General features: G+C 60.5%; 14 protein-coding genes. 1 reads left to right on the top strand and 13 read right to left on the bottom strand.

The features are described from left to right. Nucleotides 1–378 precede the first annotated feature (378 nt). Nucleotides 379–1,278, top strand: a complete 900-nt coding sequence (locus tag FBY02_RS10600) for a DMT family transporter (RefSeq protein ID WP_144927018.1) — start codon at nt 379–381, stop codon at nt 1,276–1,278. A gap of 155 nt (nt 1,279–1,433) precedes the next feature. Here the strand turns inward: FBY02_RS10600 and FBY02_RS10595 are convergent, their stop codons facing one another. The 13 genes from FBY02_RS10595 to tssF form a co-directional block, all read right to left on the bottom strand. Further along, nucleotides 1,434–2,600: a hypothetical protein gene (locus tag FBY02_RS10595; RefSeq protein WP_144927015.1), complete on the bottom strand. Its 1,167-nt coding sequence runs from the start codon at nt 2,598–2,600 to the stop codon at nt 1,434–1,436. Between the two features lie 238 nt (nt 2,601–2,838). After that, entirely contained in the window at nt 2,839–3,714 is an 876-nt protein-coding gene (locus FBY02_RS10590; RefSeq protein WP_144927012.1) for a serine/threonine-protein kinase, read from the bottom strand. Between the two features lie 65 nt (nt 3,715–3,779). Continuing rightward, the gene (locus FBY02_RS10585; protein WP_144926976.1) at nt 3,780–4,508 is read right to left on the bottom strand and encodes a PP2C family serine/threonine-protein phosphatase; all 729 of its coding nucleotides are present in this window, start codon (nt 4,506–4,508) and stop codon (nt 3,780–3,782) included. Next, the gene (tssM, locus tag FBY02_RS10580) at nt 4,508–7,921 is read right to left on the bottom strand and encodes a type VI secretion system membrane subunit TssM (protein ID WP_144926973.1); all 3,414 of its coding nucleotides are present in this window, start codon (nt 7,919–7,921) and stop codon (nt 4,508–4,510) included. Before tssM ends, FBY02_RS10585 begins: the two co-directional genes overlap by 1 nt. 12 nt (nt 7,922–7,933) lie before the next feature. After that, nucleotides 7,934–8,797 carry a type IVB secretion system protein IcmH/DotU gene (icmH, locus tag FBY02_RS10575; RefSeq protein ID WP_144926970.1) on the bottom strand — a complete coding sequence of 288 codons (864 nt, stop codon included), beginning with the start codon at nt 8,795–8,797 and terminating at the stop codon, nt 7,934–7,936. Between the two features lie 5 nt (nt 8,798–8,802). After that, complete coding sequence (gene tssK / locus FBY02_RS10570) at nt 8,803–10,134, bottom strand: type VI secretion system baseplate subunit TssK (RefSeq protein ID WP_144926967.1); 1,332 nt, start codon at nt 10,132–10,134, stop codon at nt 8,803–8,805. Next, entirely contained in the window at nt 10,131–10,634 is a 504-nt protein-coding gene (tssJ, locus tag FBY02_RS10565; protein ID WP_144926964.1) for a type VI secretion system lipoprotein TssJ, read from the bottom strand. Before tssJ ends, tssK begins: the two co-directional genes overlap by 4 nt. A 5-nt stretch (nt 10,635–10,639) precedes the next feature. Then, on the bottom strand, nt 10,640–11,839 hold the full coding sequence (gene tagH, locus FBY02_RS10560) for a type VI secretion system-associated FHA domain protein TagH (RefSeq protein ID WP_144926961.1): 1,200 nt from the start codon (nt 11,837–11,839) through the stop codon (nt 10,640–10,642). Between the two features lie 15 nt (nt 11,840–11,854). Further along, the gene (locus FBY02_RS10555; RefSeq protein ID WP_144926958.1) at nt 11,855–11,995 is read right to left on the bottom strand and encodes a type VI secretion protein; all 141 of its coding nucleotides are present in this window, start codon (nt 11,993–11,995) and stop codon (nt 11,855–11,857) included. A 43-nt stretch (nt 11,996–12,038) separates the two neighbouring features. Beyond that, on the bottom strand, nt 12,039–13,556 hold the full coding sequence (locus tag FBY02_RS10550) for a sigma-54-dependent Fis family transcriptional regulator (protein WP_144927033.1): 1,518 nt from the start codon (nt 13,554–13,556) through the stop codon (nt 12,039–12,041). Nucleotides 13,557–13,566: 10 nt separating this feature from the next. Further along, nucleotides 13,567–16,137 carry a type VI secretion system ATPase TssH gene (tssH, locus tag FBY02_RS10545; protein ID WP_144926955.1) on the bottom strand — a complete coding sequence of 857 codons (2,571 nt, stop codon included), beginning with the start codon at nt 16,135–16,137 and terminating at the stop codon, nt 13,567–13,569. Continuing rightward, a complete protein-coding gene (gene tssG / locus FBY02_RS10540) occupies nt 16,134–17,156 on the bottom strand; it encodes a type VI secretion system baseplate subunit TssG (RefSeq protein WP_144926952.1) in 1,023 nt (340 codons plus the stop codon). The genes tssH and tssG overlap by 4 nt, the downstream gene beginning before the upstream one ends. Then, nucleotides 17,120–18,904, bottom strand: a complete 1,785-nt coding sequence (gene tssF / locus FBY02_RS10535; protein WP_144926949.1) for a type VI secretion system baseplate subunit TssF — start codon at nt 18,902–18,904, stop codon at nt 17,120–17,122. The genes tssG and tssF overlap by 37 nt, the downstream gene beginning before the upstream one ends. Between the last annotated feature and the right edge of the window lie 5 nt (nt 18,905–18,909).

Raw genomic sequence — 18,909 nt, 5'->3', positions numbered from 1 at the left:
ATGCATTCTTTATCGGCGCTTGGGTGAAAGGAGGAGGGATGAAATCTCCCACGGTCTGTACTGCGGCTAACAGTCAGAATCGAGCCTTGTCCCTCCTCCTCCCTTCAAGTCCTACCATACAAGCGAGCCTGCTCCGGGCGGCGATCCGATGATGGCGGTGGGTCAGCTTGCGTGGATGTCGAATGTGCCGCCGCTATCGTCGGATCGCCGCCCGGAGCAGGCTCGCTCCCACAAGGAATTGTGGTGACGGGCCTCCGACGGCATGGCACCCCCCTTGCCCCAGCACGACATCCAGAGCCACCCACCCTCGCCAGGCATTGACTTGTCTTATCGAACTCCCCGAGCATGCTCCGATCACCGCGACAGGGACCGTCCTCCATGCAAGCCAGTTTCAGCAAAGGCGTCATCTTTGCACTCTCCGCCGCTGCACTGAACGCCACGATCGGCGTGCTCAGCAAGGTCCTCATGAGCAATGGCTTCACCGCCAGCAGCGTCGCCGTAATCAAGACGATCCTGGGTTGCCTGCTGCTCTCGTTCTTGCTGCTGTGCCTCAAGCGCCCGGCCACGACCGCCAAATGGACCCAGGCGGCGATCTGCGCGTTCCTCGGCATCTTCGTGCTGTTCCACTTTGAAACGTCGGCCTATCGGCATTACGCCGCAGCGGGCGTGGTGGTGATGTTGATGGCGAGCGCGTCCATCTCCTCCATCGTACTCGGGCGCCTGTTCCTGAAAGATCCCATCACCGCGAACGCCACCGTGGGTGCGGCCCTGGCTATCGCCGGCATCGCGGTGATCTTTGGCGCCGACCTGCAACAAGGCTTCACCCTCCAGGGTGCGGCACTCGCATCCATGGCCGGTTGCGGTTACGGGGCATTTTCGGTGGCGATGAAACGGATGGGCGTGTCCGGTGGGCTGCACTTCACCCGTCAGTTGCTGTTCTTCGGCAGCCTGTACCTGCTGATGCCGGCGGGGGCCGACGGCTTCGTCATCGGCGAGCTGACGCCCCTGGCTATTGCCGCTTTGCTGGCCCTGGCCGCCCTACCGACCATCCTCGGCTTTTTCTGCACCACCAAGGCCATCGAGTACCTCAAGCCTTCCCAGGTGCAAGCGCTGGAGCTGACCGAGCCGTTGTTCGCCGCGCTGCTGGCGTTTGTGGTGCTCAATGAAGTTCCGCGTGAAAGCCTGTACGTGGGCGCGGCGCTGATCATCGTTGGGCTGTGTTTCTCCAATGAGCTGATCCGCTTGGGTAAGAAAGCGCCTATTCCGTCGGGTGCGTGAAGGCCGCTGGGGCTCTTAGCGCAATCTATCGTGCTGCAGCAATGAGCGTTGGTCCATCGCCAACCAAAAAAGCTGGACTGGGGCCAAGGTGCGAACTTGGCCTTTTGCTGAAGAGGCCGCGATGTCATTCCGCTCTGGCTCGCTTTCGGCGAAAACTACATCGCCCCTCGGCGAAGTTCCTCAATCGCTTTTTGCAAACCTTTGGAATCGGCGGCCATCTCCTTCTCGGGTGATTCGCCAGGCTCCAGCTTTCTCATCACAGCCATACTCTTATCATCATAGATAAACAGCTGTGCACCCGATGGCAGGGTTACTGTACGAGTGACTCGGGAGTTTTCTCCGAGAGTAGGAGATAGTGTCGTATCAGCGACTCTGGAGTTATCTCCAAGAGTAGGAGGTGGCGTCGTATCCACAACGCCCCCAGCACCGGGTTGACCTGGCTGCCCTTGTCGATCTGAACGACCTAAGCTTTTCACGCTCAAGTCTCTGGCAAAAACAGCAGAGCACCTCTCCCTCAGTACGGCCGGAACCCTGGCTTCGCCAATACTTTCATATAGGTCAAGACACAGATAAAACTGGTCATCTACACCGATAACCGAGCCAGCAATTTTCTCGACACTGGCTGCAACCACAGCCATTACGTCCTTGTTGATCTCGCTCGTGCTTGCCAATGTGGAGGCGCTTGATCCAGAGGCCGTGACCAGCGACTTTCTCGCCTCCTTCAGCGCAGCCTCAATGGAATCAATCGACGCTTTCAATTGCTTGGCTTCATCCGTCGCTGGATCCATACCCTTGTACTTCGCATTCGCCGCATTCAACTGGGTGGTCAGCTCAAGCACAGCGCCCGCGCTGTCTGCTGTCGCTGAGCCGCTCAGCGTTACGCTTGGGCTACGGACAACCCCTGTGAGTTGTTCAATCGCCATGAGAGCGACAGTGTTGCGCTGGTTCCGGGTGAGCATCATCCGGTACGCACTCGGTGTAATCCCCGAGTTACCGTAGGCTTGGCAAATACTGTAAAGCTGATCCCTCAACAGCTGGATCGAATGGGTTCGCAGGCCGATACTTGCTCCTGATTCCTGGAACGCGGCCGCCAGTGCAGCCACATCCGCTTTTTCTGCGGATAACGAACCGGCCAACGTCTTGAGTGCATCCGGGCTGGGCTCGGGGCACAGCACTTCGGTTTTATGGCCATATCCATCCACTCGGGTGGAGTAGGTCAGTAACCGCTCGTCGGCCTCAAGAACCCGAGATTTCTGGTACGGCGCACATCCTGTCAGTAAACAAACAACCACAACCGCGGATGGCCAAGTGACGTTTATCATGATCTTTTCCCTAAGAATGCAAAGGAGGTCCTTCGTGCCCAGTCGGAGAGTAGATGGCAAATTGCCGCCTCGCCAATTCCTGGCAGTGCATTCTCAAAAAGACGGTGTCCCCTGTGGGAGCGAGCCTGCTCGCGATGAGGCCGGAACAGCCAACCTTGATGTCGGCTGACAGACCGCTATCGCGAGCAGGTTCCCTCCCACAGGTTTTGGGGCTTGGCTGACAGGTTCCACAGCCCCCTCACCACCAGGACGAAACACTCCCCAGGACATCACGCAACTGCGCCGCACCGATATTGCGTCGCCCCGGATCAAGCGCCAGGGCCGTTCGCAACGCCGGCCAGCAGCGCCTGGGCAGGTTGGGTGGGGCCTTGAGTTTGCATTCCAGTCCGTCATCGCGAGCCTGGGTCGAAGGCAAACGGCGGAACGGATGCCTGCCACTCGCCAGTTCATACAACACGCAAGCCACGCCATAGACATCGGCACTCGCCGACAGCGGCGAGCCGTCCAACAGTTCAGGCGCGGCATAGCCTGGGGTCCAGGCGTTGAGGCGATTGCGATTCAGGTGGGGCAGGTCTTTCAAGGGACCCTCCGTCGCCAGGCCCAAGCCGAAATCGAACAGACGCACGCCGTCTTCGCTCAGCATCACATTGCTTGGTTTCACGTCGCCGTGCAGAACACCTCGGCGATGGATGTAGGCCAATGCGTCGAGCAGGGGCACGGCAATCCCGTGCCATTCATGCCAGGGCAATCCGAGGGGGCGTTCGCAAAGCAGTTTGTCCAGGGTCAGGCCGCGCATCAGGTCCATGGTGATGAACGCCCGCCGCTGGGCCGCATCCACTTCGAAGGTATAGGGACGCAGCAGGTTTGGATGATGCAATCGCCGGCTCAGGCTGAATTCGCTGTAGAGCAGGGCAGCGGCGTCGGGGGACTCGTCAACGTCCTCATTGAGCATTTTCAGCGCGATGTACGGATCGGGGTCGCTGTATTGTTCTTGCAGCAGGTCTCGGGCGCGGTAGACAACGCCCATGCCACCGGCACCGAGCAAGTGTTCAAGGCGATAACGTCCCGCGAGGATGCCAGGCATTTCGCCAAGGCACCGTTGGCCGAACGGCATGGCAGAGGGAGGGCCGGCGAACGCGACATACGTGGACTGAGGGGGCGGGTCTGATTCAGGAGAGGTCACTGTGTGATCACCACGGCCGTCAGGTTATCCCGCGCCGAGCCGTGCAGTACCCGTTCAAACAGATAATCCAGCGCCATCTGAGGGGAGGCCAGGCTCAACCCATGCCCCAGGGTCTGGCCGTCGAGATCCTGGTGCAAGCCGTCGCTGCACAGCAGGAACGTGTCACCGGGCTTAACGTCCAGCTCCAGCACTTCCAGTGTCAGCTCTGGCGCGGCGCCCACCGCGCGTGTCAACGCTTTGGCCGCAGGGTGGGCGCTGGCTTCGTCGACGCTCAGGTGTTGCTGGGTGATCAGTTGCTGTTGCAACGAGTGATCTTTGGACAATTGATACAACTGCCGATTGCGCCACAGGTAACAGCGGCTGTCGCCCGCCCAGATGCAAGAACCTCGGTCACCTTCCAGGAGCAACGCCACCACGGTGCTGCCCATAATGGCGGGATGCTGTGCGGCGGTGATAGTCAGTTCCTGGCTGAGTCGTCGATTGGTCCAACGCAGGCATTGGCGCACGGCCTTGGACCGCTCCCTCAGGTCCGGGTGCAGCGGCAGCGCCGCCAGATTAGCGACGATCAACTGACTGGCGATATCACCGCCGCCATACCCACCCATCCCGTCGGCTACGGCCCACAGCCCCTGCTGCGGACTGTCGAGAAAGGCATCCTCGTTCCGTGTCCGAAGTTTGCCAGGGTTCGTGCCCGCCGCGCTGCGCCAGATACCTGCGTCCTGCATCAGAGCTGCACCGGCATTCGGAAAGTACGCAGAACGCTCATGTCGAAAGGGTTCGGCGTGCGCTGGCTCATCAACAGGAAGTTGGCCCGCAGGCCGCCTAGGTCTGCCTTGAGTACCCGTACGTCGCGTCCGCTCAGGTATTCGGTTTCCATCAGGTCGAACAGGCGAAACAGCGACCACGGCCCGGTGTTTTTCTCGATACCCACGCCGCGCCCGACCCACTTCTCCAATACCAGGGCGGCCCGGCCGTCTTGCGCGTCGCTCGGCCAGGTGAACGCCACGGGCAGGATTGGGCCGTGACGGTACTCAAGCGCCTTGTCACCAAAACGGAACTCGGAACGAGTCACTGCCGGGTCGAGCGTGTAGGGCTCAAGTTTGAACTGCACCTGCGGCTCGGCCGGGTTCTCGGCGAAAAAACTCCGGCGGATGGTGTCCGCCGCCGCCAGTTGATCAAGAAAGGCTCGCGTCATTGGCAAGCTCTGGCCGTCGATGCCGCGAAGGCGGTAGTGCCCCGCAGAGCCGCTGACGAAAGGTTGCAGGTAACGCTCGAAGAAGCGGTCGACAATACCTTCATTCTTGAAGAACTCCCGGAAGTCATTGATCGCAACGTCACTGGCGCTGTGGGCAGTGAACGGATAGCGCTTGTTGATGGCCTTGCCGTAGAAGCCGTACAGCTCGCTCTGGTAACGCTGGTTCAGGAAGCGGTATGAATCGTTTAGCACCAGGCGCCAGCTGTCGTCGGCCAGCTTGTTGAACCACTCGCTGATCGGCCGAGGCAGGCGAGTGGACGCATCACGCAGGTTGCTCAGAGCATCACGCTTGCCGCTCATGCGGCTCCTGGCCATGTCGAACGCAGCCTGCTCCGGCAGGCTGGCACGAGCCAGGCTCGCCAATTGCAACTGCACTTCATCGAGTGCACGCAGGGCTTGGGTCAGGTCGGCAGAAGGACCATTGTCAGGGTCCAACAGACGGTGCAGGGGGTCGAAGCGCCGCTGCAAGGATTTCTGCGCGGTCTCCGGTAACTTCTCGGCGAGGCTGTCGGAGGTTTGCTGGGCGGTGGTCACCCGTTGTGCGGCGGCACCGTTGCCGATTGCAGGCATCGCCTCATCAATACGTTCGGCAGCGGTCTGGAGCCGAGTATTTTCGCGGACCTGCACCAGCATCTGCAGGATTGGCGAATGGGCCGATGTCAGCCTCGCCAGTTGTTCGGCCCCTTCGCCAGTGCCGCCGAGCGATTGCAAGGCTACCTGTCCGATCGCTTCGCTCCACTGGTCGGCATAATCGCGAAAATACAGCTGTTCGAGTTCGGTCATCAGGCGTCGCAAGTCTCCGCCGTTGAGGGTTGTACCTTCGCCCAATACCCAGTTGTCCCGCAGCAGTTCGGTGATCAGCGCCACGCCCTGAACCGAGAAGAAGTGCTCGTAACCCCGACGTGTGTAGAAGCCGGGGATCGAATGGTCGCCGCCGACCAGCAGCGGTCCCTGCGGCCCCATGTGCTGGCTGAGTCGATACTGCGGCAGGTGTCTGGCCTGCTCGCGCAACATGCGATAGACCACGGCGGCCATGGACTCGCTGCGCAGGACTTTCCGGGCCTCGGCCACTAGAGATTCATCGAGCCGCTGGGTGAATGGTTGCAGCAGCAAGCGCTTGAAGTGGCCACTCAAGCTGTTCTGGAGCGCCGTATTGCCGGCGTAGTGCAAGGACCAATCGCGGGCAACCCGATCCTTGAGCCATGGGTTATCGCGTCGTTCTTGCAGGTTCAGCATCAGGTACGCGCGCAGGCTATTGAACAGACGCTCGCGGTTATCCAGATTGTCTCGGATATGTCCTTCAAGCATCTGCGTGACCCGGGGCAGTAATCGTTCTCGCAATTCACGGCTGTAGGCGCCAGTTACGGCCGGCTCGCTCGGTTCGCCCTGATACAAGCCGGCGCGCTCATGCAGTGGCACCTTTCCGACGGGCGGGAAAATCCGCGTGGCGGCGAAGCGCGTATCGAGGGCTTCGCTCAGGGCGAGCCAATCATCATCCGGTTGCAGGGCCTGATGCTGCCGCTCCCACCGTTGCGCCAGGGTCCGCAGCTGTTCCAGGCGTTCATGGTTGTACGAAAAACCGGTCGCCCACAGCAGCCCGAACAGGCCGAGGGCTGACAGCGCTCCCGTGTACAGGGCCCGCTGTCCCCAGTGGATACGGCTGCGCTCGCGGCGATCAAGGCCAGCCAGATCGGCTTCAGGAAAAATGACCCGACTGAGGAGTGATTGGATGAACCGCGGGCGTCTGCCAGGCGAGGCGCTGGTCAGGTAGAACCCACGCAGCGGGCAGATACTGCCGGTGAAAGCCTTTTCGACCAACAGGCACAGATTGTTGTCGATAAGTCCCAACTGATGAGGACAGTCGAGAATTTGACTGCGGCGTTGGAGGTCGCGTTCCTCATGCATGCGCGTGATCACTTGGCTGTTGAGCCGATGGAGCAGTGCCTCGAGCTCGTCCCGCAGCACGGTCACGTCGGTGCCTCGTTGGTTTCGGCTGAACGTCGCCCCCAGCACTTGGTCGCTGTCCTCGCGAGTCAGTGAATCGAAGAACTCGTTGAAGCCCGGTACACAGTCGGCCTTGCTCAGGACCAGGTAAATGGGTGCATCCACATGCAGTTGCCGTTGCAGCTCCTGCAAACGACCACGGATGTGACAGGCCAGGGTGATGACCTCATCTTCACTCCCGCAACGCAGGAGCTCGATGGGGACAGTGACCAGCACGCCACTCAGGGGCCGATTGCGGCGGCGCTTGCGCAGCCGTTCGAGCAAGGTGTTCCAGGCATTGCCATCGACTTCGGCGTCCACCTGGGTCAGATAGCGCCCTGGGGTATCGACCATCACCGCCTGCTCGGAAAAATACCAATCGCAATACCGGGTGGCCGATGCACCGTCTATTGGCTTGCGTGCAGGCTTGTTGACGAAGAAATCAATGCCCGAGCAGTCGAGCAGGCTGGTCTTGCCGCCGGATGGCGGACCTATCAGCAGGTACCACGGCAAACTGTTGTGCAGGTTCAGGTTGTGGCCGGCCTGCGCAGGTGAAGCGGTGGGTAGGCGCAACGCTTGCTTGAAGCGCGAGTGCAATTTGCGTCGTTCATCGTTCATGCTGGCCTGGCGAAGGCGGTGATTCCGGTCGGTATCGATTGCCTGGGGCGCCGCGCTGGCGACAGTACTTCCATTGATGAACACCATTGCCAGGCCCCACCCCAACAACAGTGCACTGATGGTCAGCAAACGTGCCGTCGGGCTTGCCCAGAACTTATAGTCATCGACTGCCAGCAGCGGCCCGAGGAACCACACCAACAGCGCTGCGCAAAGGGCCAGCAGCAACGTCCAGACCCAGGTTGGACGCAACCAGGCGCCCACCTTCCTGAAAAGAAATTTCATGACACATCCCTGTTATGGCAACGGCTGAGCGGTGACCGGTTCTGGTGATTGATAAGGGTGCAGGACAGTCTTGCGGTGCTCGGCCAGAACCCAGGCAAAACTCGAATACATCATCCCCAGGCACACCAGGGTGAAGAGCGCCACGATCCACGCCGGAACGATGCGAACGGGGGCGCGACGCACCCCCTCGAGGCCCTCGCAATGCGGCGACAGTTCACTGGGAACCTCGCCGCGTACCTGGCGGATCAGCCGGTAGAGGCTGTCGCGGACGCCTTCGAGCTCGATTGCTCCGCGCGTCTGGACCCGGTATTTGCCCTCGAAGCCGAGGGACAGGCACAAGTACAGCAGCTCAAGCATCGGCAAGTGCCTGGTGGGATTTTTCGATAAGCGATCCAGCAACTGGAAGACCTTTTCGCCGCCGAAGGTTTCGTTATGGAAGGTACTGAGCAGGCTCATTTGCGACCAACCGCTTCCATTGCCCCATGATGTAGTGACCACCGCTTCATCGATCACTGTGCAGAGGACGTAACGGGCAGCAACCAATTGGCTGTTCTCGACACCGCTCTGCGCGGCGCGGGCTTCGAACTCTCCCAGGTCCCGGGTCAGTTCGTGCTTGAGGGTCCGCAAGTCCTCACGATCGCGACCATGTTTGAGTCTTACCAATTGCGACAGCAACCCGGATGCCGCTGCTACCAGCGGATTGAGGCCCGTCGTTGGAGTTCGCGTGGATGGCTGGTGCGCGGCGTAGATCATGCGCTCCTGCAACTGCTCGATACGCGGCGGCGCGGCGCCGTCGGTCAATGGCTGTGAAGCCGGGCGTTGTCCGTGATGATCGAGCAGGACGGTGGTTTCGTCCTGAGGATTTTCCTTGTCCATTTCAGTCAGTTCCTGATGGCCCAGAAGTTCAGTTCAAGCTCGGTGAAGTCTCCGGAAACATGAAAGGCAAAGCCCGCGGAGCGCTTCAATTGGGACAGGTCTTCGGGGTTGGGTTCGAGGATGAAGTAGGTCTTGTTGGCATGGAATGCAATCTGCCGCGGCGCCACGGGCAGGGGCCTGATCCGGATCCCGGGCAAGTGCAGATTGACCAACTGGCGGATGCGTTCCACCGGACCGATCTTGAGCTGCGAGGGCAAGCGCTGGCGCAGTTCTTCGCCGTCGCAATGGGCGCTCGCGGCCAGGACGAACGAAGCCGAGCCCAGCAGTGAAAGGTCGTGGACCGGCGAGACCATGATTCCGTATTGACGCGCCTGCAAAGGCAATTCAATCGCATGCTGTTCAAGCACCATGGAAAGCATCTGGCGGATGCCCTGCATCAAGCTTCGAAAGCAGCCACCCTGGTCGCTGTGGCGATAATGGTTGTTGAACGGTGGGCGTTTGCTCTCGCCGGAAAATGTCGCCAACTCACCCAGCAGGCTCAGCAAGGTACGGTACAGCCGTTCGGGATGTACCTGTTCCAGATCCAGGTCATGACGCAACAGCAGTTCGTTGCGGTTGATCAACTGCAGCATCATGAAGTCGCCGACCTGCGTGCCTCCGGCCTTGCCGTTGGAGCGAATCCGGTCGGCGAGGCTGTCGCCCCGGTGCCCCAGCATGCCGATGACCTCCTTGAGGCACGAACGCAGATAGCTGGATGAACTGGCCTGGATGAAGGTCGGGACGAAGTCCGGATCGAGTCTGATCAGGCCATCGGACGTGGTATCGAGTACCTCGCAGAGCTTGAGCTTCACGAACGCCTGGTCGGTCTGCTGTTCGCCGAGCAGCAAGCGCAGGTCCGGGCGGCCGCAACTGACCGGGCTGCTGAGCGCCTCTGCGGCATTGCAATCGGCCACTTGCATTTCGTAGGTGATGTAGCGCGCCTGGACATCGGATTGCTCTGGACGACGGGACTCGATGCGATTGCCGGTTACCAGCGGCAAAGCAAGATAGATCGGCGTGTTACTGGTATTGGGAGGGACTTCCAGTACCAGGGGGGCGGCGTTGCTGTTCATTTCGAACAGGCTGCCGTCCGGTAGGACGCCAGAGGCTTGGCTGACCACCAACTGACCCATGCTGAGAAACTGGGTGTCGATCTCCAGCGCCAGGAATCCCCAGGTGTACTGGGACAGGAAGCGCGTGCGGAATTTCAACTGATGATCGAAGTAGCGGTCGTTGTGCTGCAAATGTTGTGGGCGCAGCAGCATGCCTTCCTGCCAGATGACTTTATCGTGATTCATCGGGCGTCGGTTCCGGCGGGTGTTTCAATGGCGTTGGCAATCCCATCCTGGTCAAGGGTCAGCCTTGCCTGGGTGAGCTGCGCCGCGGTAACCGGCAAGGTATGGCGCCAGCGGGCTTGTGGCAGGTCACGGTACGCTGCGACGACACCGACGTAACGACCACCGCCAGCGATGTCGAGTTTCAGGTCTACGGTCTCGCCCGGGCGCAGTTCCAGTTCTTCGCTGGAAAGCAGGTCCGGCGACAACGTTTCCCTGGCGCGTTCATACAAGCTGAAGAAGTCCGCATTTTCGAACGCCACAGGGTGCCGGAGCTCAAACAGCCGCACCACCACTGGCGATGGCCGTCCGTTGAGGTCCGGGTTGAGTTGATCGCTGGCCGTCAACGTGAGGGCGAGCTTGGTCATCGTCGAGAACGGCGACAGCGTGGCGCAACCGGCCAACAGCAATGTTGTGACAACGGCCGTCAACGTGGTGAGGAAAAACATCGTGCAACGAGACATGTGCATCATCCATGGTGATCGGTATGCAGGGTGGAAACCAGGCGAACCTGTTCTTCGTAGGCCTGGGCAAAATCTCGGGCCAGCAATCGTCCTGTCCAGTCGTCGTCCTGGCACAAGGCCTGGTGATAACGGCCGTAAGCCTTCCAATAGTGACCGTTCGTCCTGATTAGCGGCTTGTGGTCCCGTTCCAGTCGGAACATCAGCCGTTGCGGTGAAAAGTGTTCCAGCGTCGCGCGCAACGTGTTGCGGCTTGCTGTGAGCAAGGCCACTTGATGGGCCTGCAGATCACGAAAGGCGCGGGCAATGGCCTGGTCGGGCGACAACTGGGCAGGTTTGTTCGGTTGCAACAGCATCTGCAAGGCGTGCTGGGCATCGTCGGCAACCTTCAGCGGGTTTTTTTTCTCACCCTGGATGAGCGTGTGAGCCAGACGCAGTTCACTCTTCAGCTCCGATCGGGTATGCAGGCTCTGCTGTAATCCCTGAATGCTTTGCCTGAGCAACTTCACAACACTTAACGCCAGGGCTTCGCGGGCTTCGTTGTCCAGGTTTCCAAGATTTATCCCCAGCGCCGCGCCGAAACGTTCCCAGAAATCTTCAGCTGGATGATGGGGGGCGGTGGTCGGCGAGGCTTCCAATTTGGGTTCCGCTGGCGCTTCGACCAGCTCCGGCAGTAGCAGATTTTCCATGTCGATGGGGGCGTAGTCGGGGCCTTTGAAAGCATCCGCGGACATGGCAGAGGGGCTAACCAGTTCATCTATTTCTGAAAACACGCCGGGTTGTGGCCCCAGTGCCTTCAGCGGGTCGAGATCCAGAAAGGCATCGTCCGGGATCAGGCTATCGACAGACATTGGACGGTCTGCCGGCGCGGTGCCGTTCGTTTGGGCGGAAGCCAACCGCGCCAGAATTTCGAAATCCCCCATAAGGAAGATGTCTCCGTCCTGGATGCGTACCGGGTCGCCCTTGGGCAAGCGTGCGCCACTTGCGCGATGGCTTACGCCGTTGCCACTGGTGTCGGTCAGGAAAAATGCACCTTCGCGCGAGCTGATCTGTGCGTGGCGCTTGGATAACAAGCGCTGGCGGTCGGGAATGGTCCAATCACAGCTCTCGCCCCGGCCTATCACGCCGCCAGTTGGCCCGAACGTCATGCGACACAGCGGCGCCGGAACGAACTGTCTGGCGTTCAGCATTTCAAGAACAAGCTCCATCGGTACTCCTTGCGGTCACTTGCCGCGATTGACGGCCTGGGGATCCCCCAGGGGGCGGTAATCGCTGTCATTGAATTTGTAGTTGCTGTTGCAGCCGCCGAGGCCGAATGACACGACGATGGCCAGCAGGACGGCTTGCCAGGAAAAATCAGGCATCGGAAGGACTCCAGAATTGAAAGGGCGGGGGCAGGCGATGGGGTCAATCATCGAAGTCCCTCGGTTGAATCTTCAGGCGCCCGAGGCGATAGAGCAGGGTGCGGCGTGGCAAACCGAGTTCGCGGGCGGCCAGCGTCTGGTTGCCGGCGTTCTTGCGCAGGCAATCAATCAGCAGGCCTCGCTCGATCTGCCCGAGCCGCTCGCGCAGACCCATGGAGACACGGGCGGCCGGCGTGTCGATGTGCAACGCGAAGTGCTCGACCTGCAGCTCGTCGCCCTCGCACAGCAATACGGCTCTTTCCACGAGGGCTTTGAGTTCGCGTACGTTCCCGGGGAAGCCATAGGCGGCCAGATGATCTAGGGCTGCGTCGGACCAACACACCGGATCGCGCCGCAAGAATGCGCAGGCCTTGTCGGCGAAGTGTCGCGCCAGTTCGAGAATGTCGCCTTCCCGCTGGCGCAACGCCGGTAACTGGATCGGGAACTGGGCGAGTCGGTAATACAGGTCTTCGCGAAACAGGCCTTCTTCCACCCGTTGTTTCAGGTCGCGGTGGGTCGCGGCGATGATCCGGACATCGATCCTGTGGGTTTTGCTGGACCCCAGCGGACGGATTTCGCCTTCCTGTAACACCCGCAGCAGTTTGGCCTGGAGAGACAATGGCATGTCGCCGATTTCATCGAGCAACAGTGTGCCGCCCTCAGCCGCATCGAACAGCCCGAGACGATCCCGGTCGGCCCCGGTGAACGCGCCCCTGCGATAGCCGAACAGCTCGCTTTCCAGCAGGTTTTCGGGGACCGCTGCACAGTTCTGCACGATGAAAGCCTTGGTTCGACGCGGGCCACAATCATGAATGGCCCGGGCCACCACCTCCTTGCCGGTGCCCGTCTCGCCACGTAGCAGGACGGTGTAGGGGCTGTGCAGGACTTTACTGATCAACAGGCAGGTCTGGCGCATTGCCGGGCTCTTGCCGATAAGCCCGTAGCCGCTAATGCCGGGCCTGGTTGTGTTGACGGAATCAGACGTCCTGGCGGGACGGTGCAGACGCTGCAAGAGAGACTTCTGCCGCAGCGCGAAGGCCCCAAGTTGACTCAGGGATCTGGCAAAGCCTTGCAGGTCGAGACGCTTGCCGGTGGCGCATAGCAACAGGCCTTCGACGGTTTGGCGCGGATTGAGAAGTGGTACACAGAGCAGCGACTGCCAGGGTGTCGACCGGCTTGGCAGGAAGCCGATTTCGTGAAGGTTTGAGTTCAACGCGTCGAGGCTGACCATACGGTTCTGGCACAGGGCGAATTGCAGCAGTTGTTCACCACTGTAATCGGAGGGCGGCAGAGTCCGGTCACGGAACCGCAACTGGCCCTCCAGGCATTCGGCGTGTATTTCCAGATGGGCATGGGTGGCATCCAGCAAATACAACTGTGTCAGTTCACACCCGCTGAGGCAGGCTGCAGCCTGGATAAAATCCCCCAGTAACGTAGCGACATCCGTTGCGCCTGACAGGCTGGAGAATTGCGTAAGCAAAGCCTCGGCATAGGCCAACGGTCGCGGAACCTGCTCGAACATCGCCTCCATTTCAGGTGAACTCACAGACGATGCCAGCGTTGCCGTCAAGGGTGGCGTGCACCTGTCGCAACGCTTCGCCACTGGCCATGGCCGAGAGCAGGCGATCGGCTATCTGGGGCATCAAGTGCCGCTCGAGCAAACGGTCGATTGCACGCGCGCCACTGTCGCCGCGGATGCAGTGTTCAACCAGATGCTCCAACAGCTGTTTGCAGTAACTGAAGCCCAGCCGACGAGCCTGCAGGCGCTCGCCCAGGCGGTTGAGTTTGATTTCCACCAGCTCGTGCAGCACCAGGTCGCTGATCGGGAAGTACGGCACCACGCGCATGCGGGCCAGGAGGGCCGGTTGGAAATGCCGGCTGAGTATTGGGCGGAGGCCTTCCTCGACGCGCTCCGCACTCAGTCGGGTGCCGTTTTCGCACTGTTCGCTGATGTATTCACTGCCAAGGTTCGACGTCATCAGAATCAGCGTGTTGCGAAAATCGATTTCCCGCCCTTCGCCATCATTGGCAAGGCCTTTGTCGAAGATCTGGTAGAACAGGTTCAGTACGTCCGGATCGGCTTTTTCGACCTCGTCGAGCAGAATCACTGAATAGGGTTTATGCCGAACGGCTTCGGTGAGCATGCCGCCTTCGCCAAAGCCAACGTAGCCCGGCGGTGCGCCGATCAGTCGGGAAACGGTGTGTTTGTCCTGGAACTCAGCCATATTGATCACGGTGATAAAACGCTCGCCGCCATACAGCAGGTCGGCCAGGGCCAGCGCCGTTTCGGTCTTGCCGACACCGCTCGGCCCCACCAGCAGGAACACGCCCACCGGGGCGTCAGGTCTGTTCAGGCCTGCGGCGGCCGCGCGCATCGCGCGGTCAAGGGCCTGCACGGCCTGTTCCTGGCCGCGAATACGGGCACGCAAATCTGTGGCGAAACTGGCAACGCTTGCGCTGTGTTCCCGTGCCAGTTGAGCCAGCGGTACACCAGTCCAGGCATTGATGACTTCGGCCACCAATCTTGGGCAGACTTCGAAACTGACCAGGCGCTCCTTGGTTTGCGCGGCTATCAGCGCATCCTGGGTTTCGCGTAGCGCCGACTTCAGGATCTCGACGTCCGATGTTTGATCCGCCGCGGCCAGTTGCTGACGTAGCGATAGCAGGCGTTCAGCGAGGATGCGTTGCTCACTCCAGTCTGTTTCGAGCGTCTGGCGTTCTGTTTCGATGGTATCCAGTCGTGTTTCCAGCGTTTCCAGCGCCTGGAAATCAATCGACAGGCCAACCTGGGCGTCGCGGCGCAGTGCCTGGCGCTGACGCTCGCCTTCAGCCAGTTCGCCGCGCAACCGTTCGAGGCTTTGGGGCGCGGCTGCGAGGCTGATACGGACGCGAGCGCAGGCGGTATCGAGCACGTCAACGGCCTTGTCCGGCAGTTGCCGGCCGGTCAGGTAACGGGCTGACAATTGCGCAGCCGCGACCACTGCATCATCGCGCAGATAGATACCGTGGCTGTTTTCGTAGGCCGGGGCAAGGCCGCGCAGGATGGTGACCGCATCCTCGACGGTGGGCTCGTGCAGTTGCACCGGCTGGAAACGGCGGGCCAGGGCAGGGTCGTTTTCAAAGTATTTTTTATACTCGCACCACGTGGTCGCGGCGATGGTACGCAGCTCACCCCTGGCCAAGGCCGGCTTGAGCAGATTGGCTGCGTCGGCACTACCGGCATTGCCGCCCGCGCCGATCAATGTGTGGGCTTCGTCAATGAACAGGACGATGGACTTGGGCGAAGCCTTGACCTCATCGATCACACCCTTGAGGCGGCGCTCGAATTCGCCTTTGATGCTGGCGCCGGCCTGCAGCAGTCCCATGTCCAGCGAACGCAGTTCGATGTCTGCAAGTGCCGCTGGTACTTCCCTTGCAACGATGCGCAGGGCGAGTCCTTCGACGATGGCGGTCTTGCCTACCCCGGCCTCACCCACGGCAATCGGATTGTTTTTGCGGCGGCGTGCCAGGATGTCGATCATTTGCCTGATTTCAGCATCCCGGCAAAGCACCGGGTCCAGTTGACCGTCGCGGGCCTGTTGGGTCAGGTCTTGGGTAAAACGCTCCAGCAGGGTCTCGCCCTTGATGACGGATGAGGCGGCGGTCAGTTGGGCCCGTTGCGCCAAGGCATAATCTTTCAACCGGCCGATGTTGAGCTCGGCCATCAGCGCTTGATAAGGCGTGTCGGCGTGATGGGCCGGGTGACGTAGCAACGCCAGGATCAGAGCGGCTTGTCCGATCTGGCTCTCCTCCAGCTCCTGGCTGGCCACTCCCAAGGCGTCTTGCAGCCACTGCACCAGCTCCGGGGCAAATGATGGACTGCACGAGGCGCTGTGCCCTGGGCGTGGTTGCAGGGCGGCGATCAATTCGCCTGGACTGATGCGGGCATCCTGCAAGGCGCGGGCGAGCAGGCTGTCCGAACGTTCCAAAAGGCCCAGCAGCAGGTCTTCCACCAGGACCTTGTCAGCGCCACGGGCCACGCACTGCTCGGCCGAGCGTTCCAGGTCGTTTCGGGTGTCGGCATCCAGCGCCTGGATGAGTTGCTGGAGGTCTACGTTGATCATGTCGTCCATTCCCAATCAATTTTACTGCCCAGGATCACCACGCCATCGGCGCGTTCGTGGCCCAGCCAACTGGTCCATCCCAAGTGGCTCGTGTTGTGTTCGCCAATGCGCAATGCCCGTATTTCCTGCTGGCGCAGGACCAGGCGCAGGTCATATTCGAGTGGGTCGCGCAGGGTGAAGCGCACCAGCGCGCACAGCGGCTGGTAACCGACACCGATCGGCAGGAATTCGTGGAAGCGCTGCCAGTCCAGGTTACGGATGTGGATGCGGAACTTGCCGCTGCGGTCGCGGATCTGCTCGCCCAGTACCAGATCCTCGTGCAACACGCTGTTGGCGAGTCCCAAGCGGTTGCGTTGTTCATCGATGATGTTCACGCGGCGTTCGATGCACTGTTCGAGATTCAGCTCGGCGTGCTTGAAGTAATAGCGCAACACCGCTTCGATCAGCGCCGCCGAGTGGGCGCGAAGGCTCAGGAGGCCCAGGTAGGGCAGCAGTCGTCTCCAGTTCAGTTGAGTGGCTTGGCGGATGGCGTTGCCACCCAGGCCAACCAGGGCAAATAGCTGCTCGGAAAACGGGTCCCGGGCACCGCTCTGGAAGCTCGCGCTATAACGGTATTTGCGCCAGATCGGCAGCATCAACCGTTGAAGACGATGGTGGAACAGGTCGAGAAATTGACGAGTTGGATTACCGTCCCCGTCATCTCCGAAGGCTTGTTCGCCATAAAACGCCGGCAACGGTGAGCCTGCGCCCACCAAACCGAGCAGATTCAGGCGCAGGCGCGCCCGCAGTCGTCCATGCTCTTGGAAAAACTCCACGCGATCAATGTCGCTGGCCGCAAACCCGAGGCTTGGGTTGGCCTGGAACTCCAGTAGCTCGTACAGATGCTCGTCGCTCAGAAGCGGATGGGCCTCGCGGAGTCGGTCGATGACCAGCAACACGGCCTGGAACAGCGAGTACTCGCGTATTCCATGCGTCAGTGCGCTTAAAGAAGAGGTTGCTGACCCATGCGGGGTGTCCATTGGTACACCTCTCCCTGTGTGCTGTTCACCCGCAGTTCGTGATACGAATTGAGGCTGGCATAAAGCGCAAAGAACTCATTGAGGACCGATGCAAAAACGAACAGGTCCCCTTCACCGAGATAGCCTTGCGGGTCGATGGTCAGTTCGGTGCGCAAACCGCGTACCGGCAGGCCCCGGTGCAACCGGTCGACATGCCGATGTCTGATGGACTTGAGCCCGTCCAACAGGCACTTGCTGGTTCTTTCTGCCTGCTCGTCGTAATAACGGGGAAAATCGTATGTTTCGAGAATCACCTTGAGCGCGTTCACGTCCGCCAGCGACAGGTAGTTGAGTGACATGTTGCTGATCAGCTTCCAGAGGAAATCCTGGTTGAGCGGTGGCGCGAAGCTGGACGTGACCGGGCTGATGTTGCGGAAACCCAGTGACTGAGGGCTTTTTTCACCGGGCTGGTCGATGTCACCCAGTTTGAGTCGACGCGGCAGGTTCTGGTTGGTGCACGTCAGTTCGATCGACAGGGTTTCATGGTGCTGAATATCCCGGGTGCCAAAGCCCAGGCAGGTGTCCAAGCCGTCATGCAACGGCGATGACCGTTGCCGGACGCTGTAATAGGGGCGGTCTTGAACATCGACGCTTGAGTCGTGTTCAAAGGATTCGAACGGTACATAGGTTCGGTACCCCAAGCCGCCGGGGTTCCATCCGGTCACGCTTTGCACCGAATACACGCCGCAGTGCTCCCGGTCGTAACTGGCCGGCAGCAACAGGTACTCGTCCTGCTTTCCATCCAGCCTGATCGGCTCTGCGTCATGCTTGAACAGATTGACGATAGGGGTGCAATACAGCTTCACGTTATCCAGGGTCGGATGCAGTCGCTGGATACCGTTCTTGCCGATCTCGAAGCGCAGATCCACGCCGCGCATCTGTTCCAGGACGGTTGACGGCAGGGCATCGAGTACGTTCAAGCCTGTGATGTCGACGAACAGGAACTTGTCCTGGAAGGCGAAATACTCCTGAAGGTAGCGATAGCCGCGAAAGGTATTCAATGGATACGGGATCAGCGCTTCCTCCTCGGCAAACCCCACCGGTTGGACACGGTTGGCAGGAATGCCGAACGTCATTGGTATGCCGCTGGCCGAGATGACAGGTTGGCCGGCACTGTCCAGCGGGATCAGTTCGATACCTTCAAGATTGCGCAGGAGGCTGAGATAGAGCATCTGGCTGATGTAGCGTTCACCGGCAAAGTGCAAGCGCAGGCGGCTCAACTGCACCTCACCCAGGTGACCGTCACCCGGCATCTCCAGGCGCAGGTTCAACAGTGAACCGTCGCCCTTTACCGAATAATTCAAGCCGGTCAGAGCCAGCGGTAGTACCTCGGTCGGGTAGCACGTACGAAAACGGCATCGCACGCCTTGGACAGGCTTGCTCTCGACCGGAGTGTCGCGCTCTACCCGTAGCGGGGGGCCAGAACGCCCCAACGGGTCGAATTGCAGGATGCTGAAAGCCGGCAGCGGTCGCATGTAGTTCGGCCACAACAGCTGCATCAGCGAATGACTGAGTTCTGGCAATTCGTCATCGAGCTTCTGGCGCAAGCGTCCGGTCAGGAACGCGAACCCTTCGAGTAAACGCTCCACATCCGGATCCCGCCCGGCCTGGCCCAGGAACGGTGCCAGCGCCGGGTTACGCTCGGCAAAACGCCGGCCCAACTGACGAAGCGCGGTCAATTCGCTCTGGTAGTAGTGGTTGAATGACATGGGTG

It is taken from the genome of Pseudomonas sp. SJZ078 (genome assembly GCF_007828255.1).
Classification (GTDB): domain Bacteria; phylum Pseudomonadota; class Gammaproteobacteria; order Pseudomonadales; family Pseudomonadaceae; genus Aquipseudomonas.
The sequence above is the reverse complement of the archived record's forward strand: the minus strand, read 5'-3'. Positions and strand labels throughout refer to the sequence as shown.

Coding starts and splice junctions, on each gene's coding strand:
- tssM (WP_144926973.1), bottom strand. CDS start 7,921: ATGAAATTTCTTTTCAGGAAGGTGGGCGCCTGGTTGCGTCCAACCTGG.
- FBY02_RS10550 (WP_144927033.1), bottom strand. CDS start 13,556: ATGTTCGAGCAGGTTCCGCGACCGTTGGCCTATGCCGAGGCTTTGCTT.
- tssH (WP_144926955.1), bottom strand. CDS start 16,137: ATGATCAACGTAGACCTCCAGCAACTCATCCAGGCGCTGGATGCCGAC.
- icmH (WP_144926970.1), bottom strand. CDS start 8,797: ATGGACAAGGAAAATCCTCAGGACGAAACCACCGTCCTGCTCGATCAT.
- tssG (WP_144926952.1), bottom strand. CDS start 17,156: ATGGACACCCCGCATGGGTCAGCAACCTCTTCTTTAAGCGCACTGACG.
- FBY02_RS10555 (WP_144926958.1), bottom strand. CDS start 11,995: ATGCCTGATTTTTCCTGGCAAGCCGTCCTGCTGGCCATCGTCGTGTCA.
- tssJ (WP_144926964.1), bottom strand. CDS start 10,634: ATGTCTCGTTGCACGATGTTTTTCCTCACCACGTTGACGGCCGTTGTC.
- FBY02_RS10585 (WP_144926976.1), bottom strand. CDS start 4,508: ATGCAGGACGCAGGTATCTGGCGCAGCGCGGCGGGCACGAACCCTGGC.
- FBY02_RS10590 (WP_144927012.1), bottom strand. CDS start 3,714: ATGCCGTTCGGCCAACGGTGCCTTGGCGAAATGCCTGGCATCCTCGCG.
- FBY02_RS10600 (WP_144927018.1), top strand. CDS start 379: ATGCAAGCCAGTTTCAGCAAAGGCGTCATCTTTGCACTCTCCGCCGCT.
- FBY02_RS10595 (WP_144927015.1), bottom strand. CDS start 2,600: ATGATAAACGTCACTTGGCCATCCGCGGTTGTGGTTGTTTGTTTACTG.
- tssK (WP_144926967.1), bottom strand. CDS start 10,134: ATGAATCACGATAAAGTCATCTGGCAGGAAGGCATGCTGCTGCGCCCA.
- tagH (WP_144926961.1), bottom strand. CDS start 11,839: ATGGAGCTTGTTCTTGAAATGCTGAACGCCAGACAGTTCGTTCCGGCG.
- tssF (WP_144926949.1), bottom strand. CDS start 18,904: ATGTCATTCAACCACTACTACCAGAGCGAATTGACCGCGCTTCGTCAG.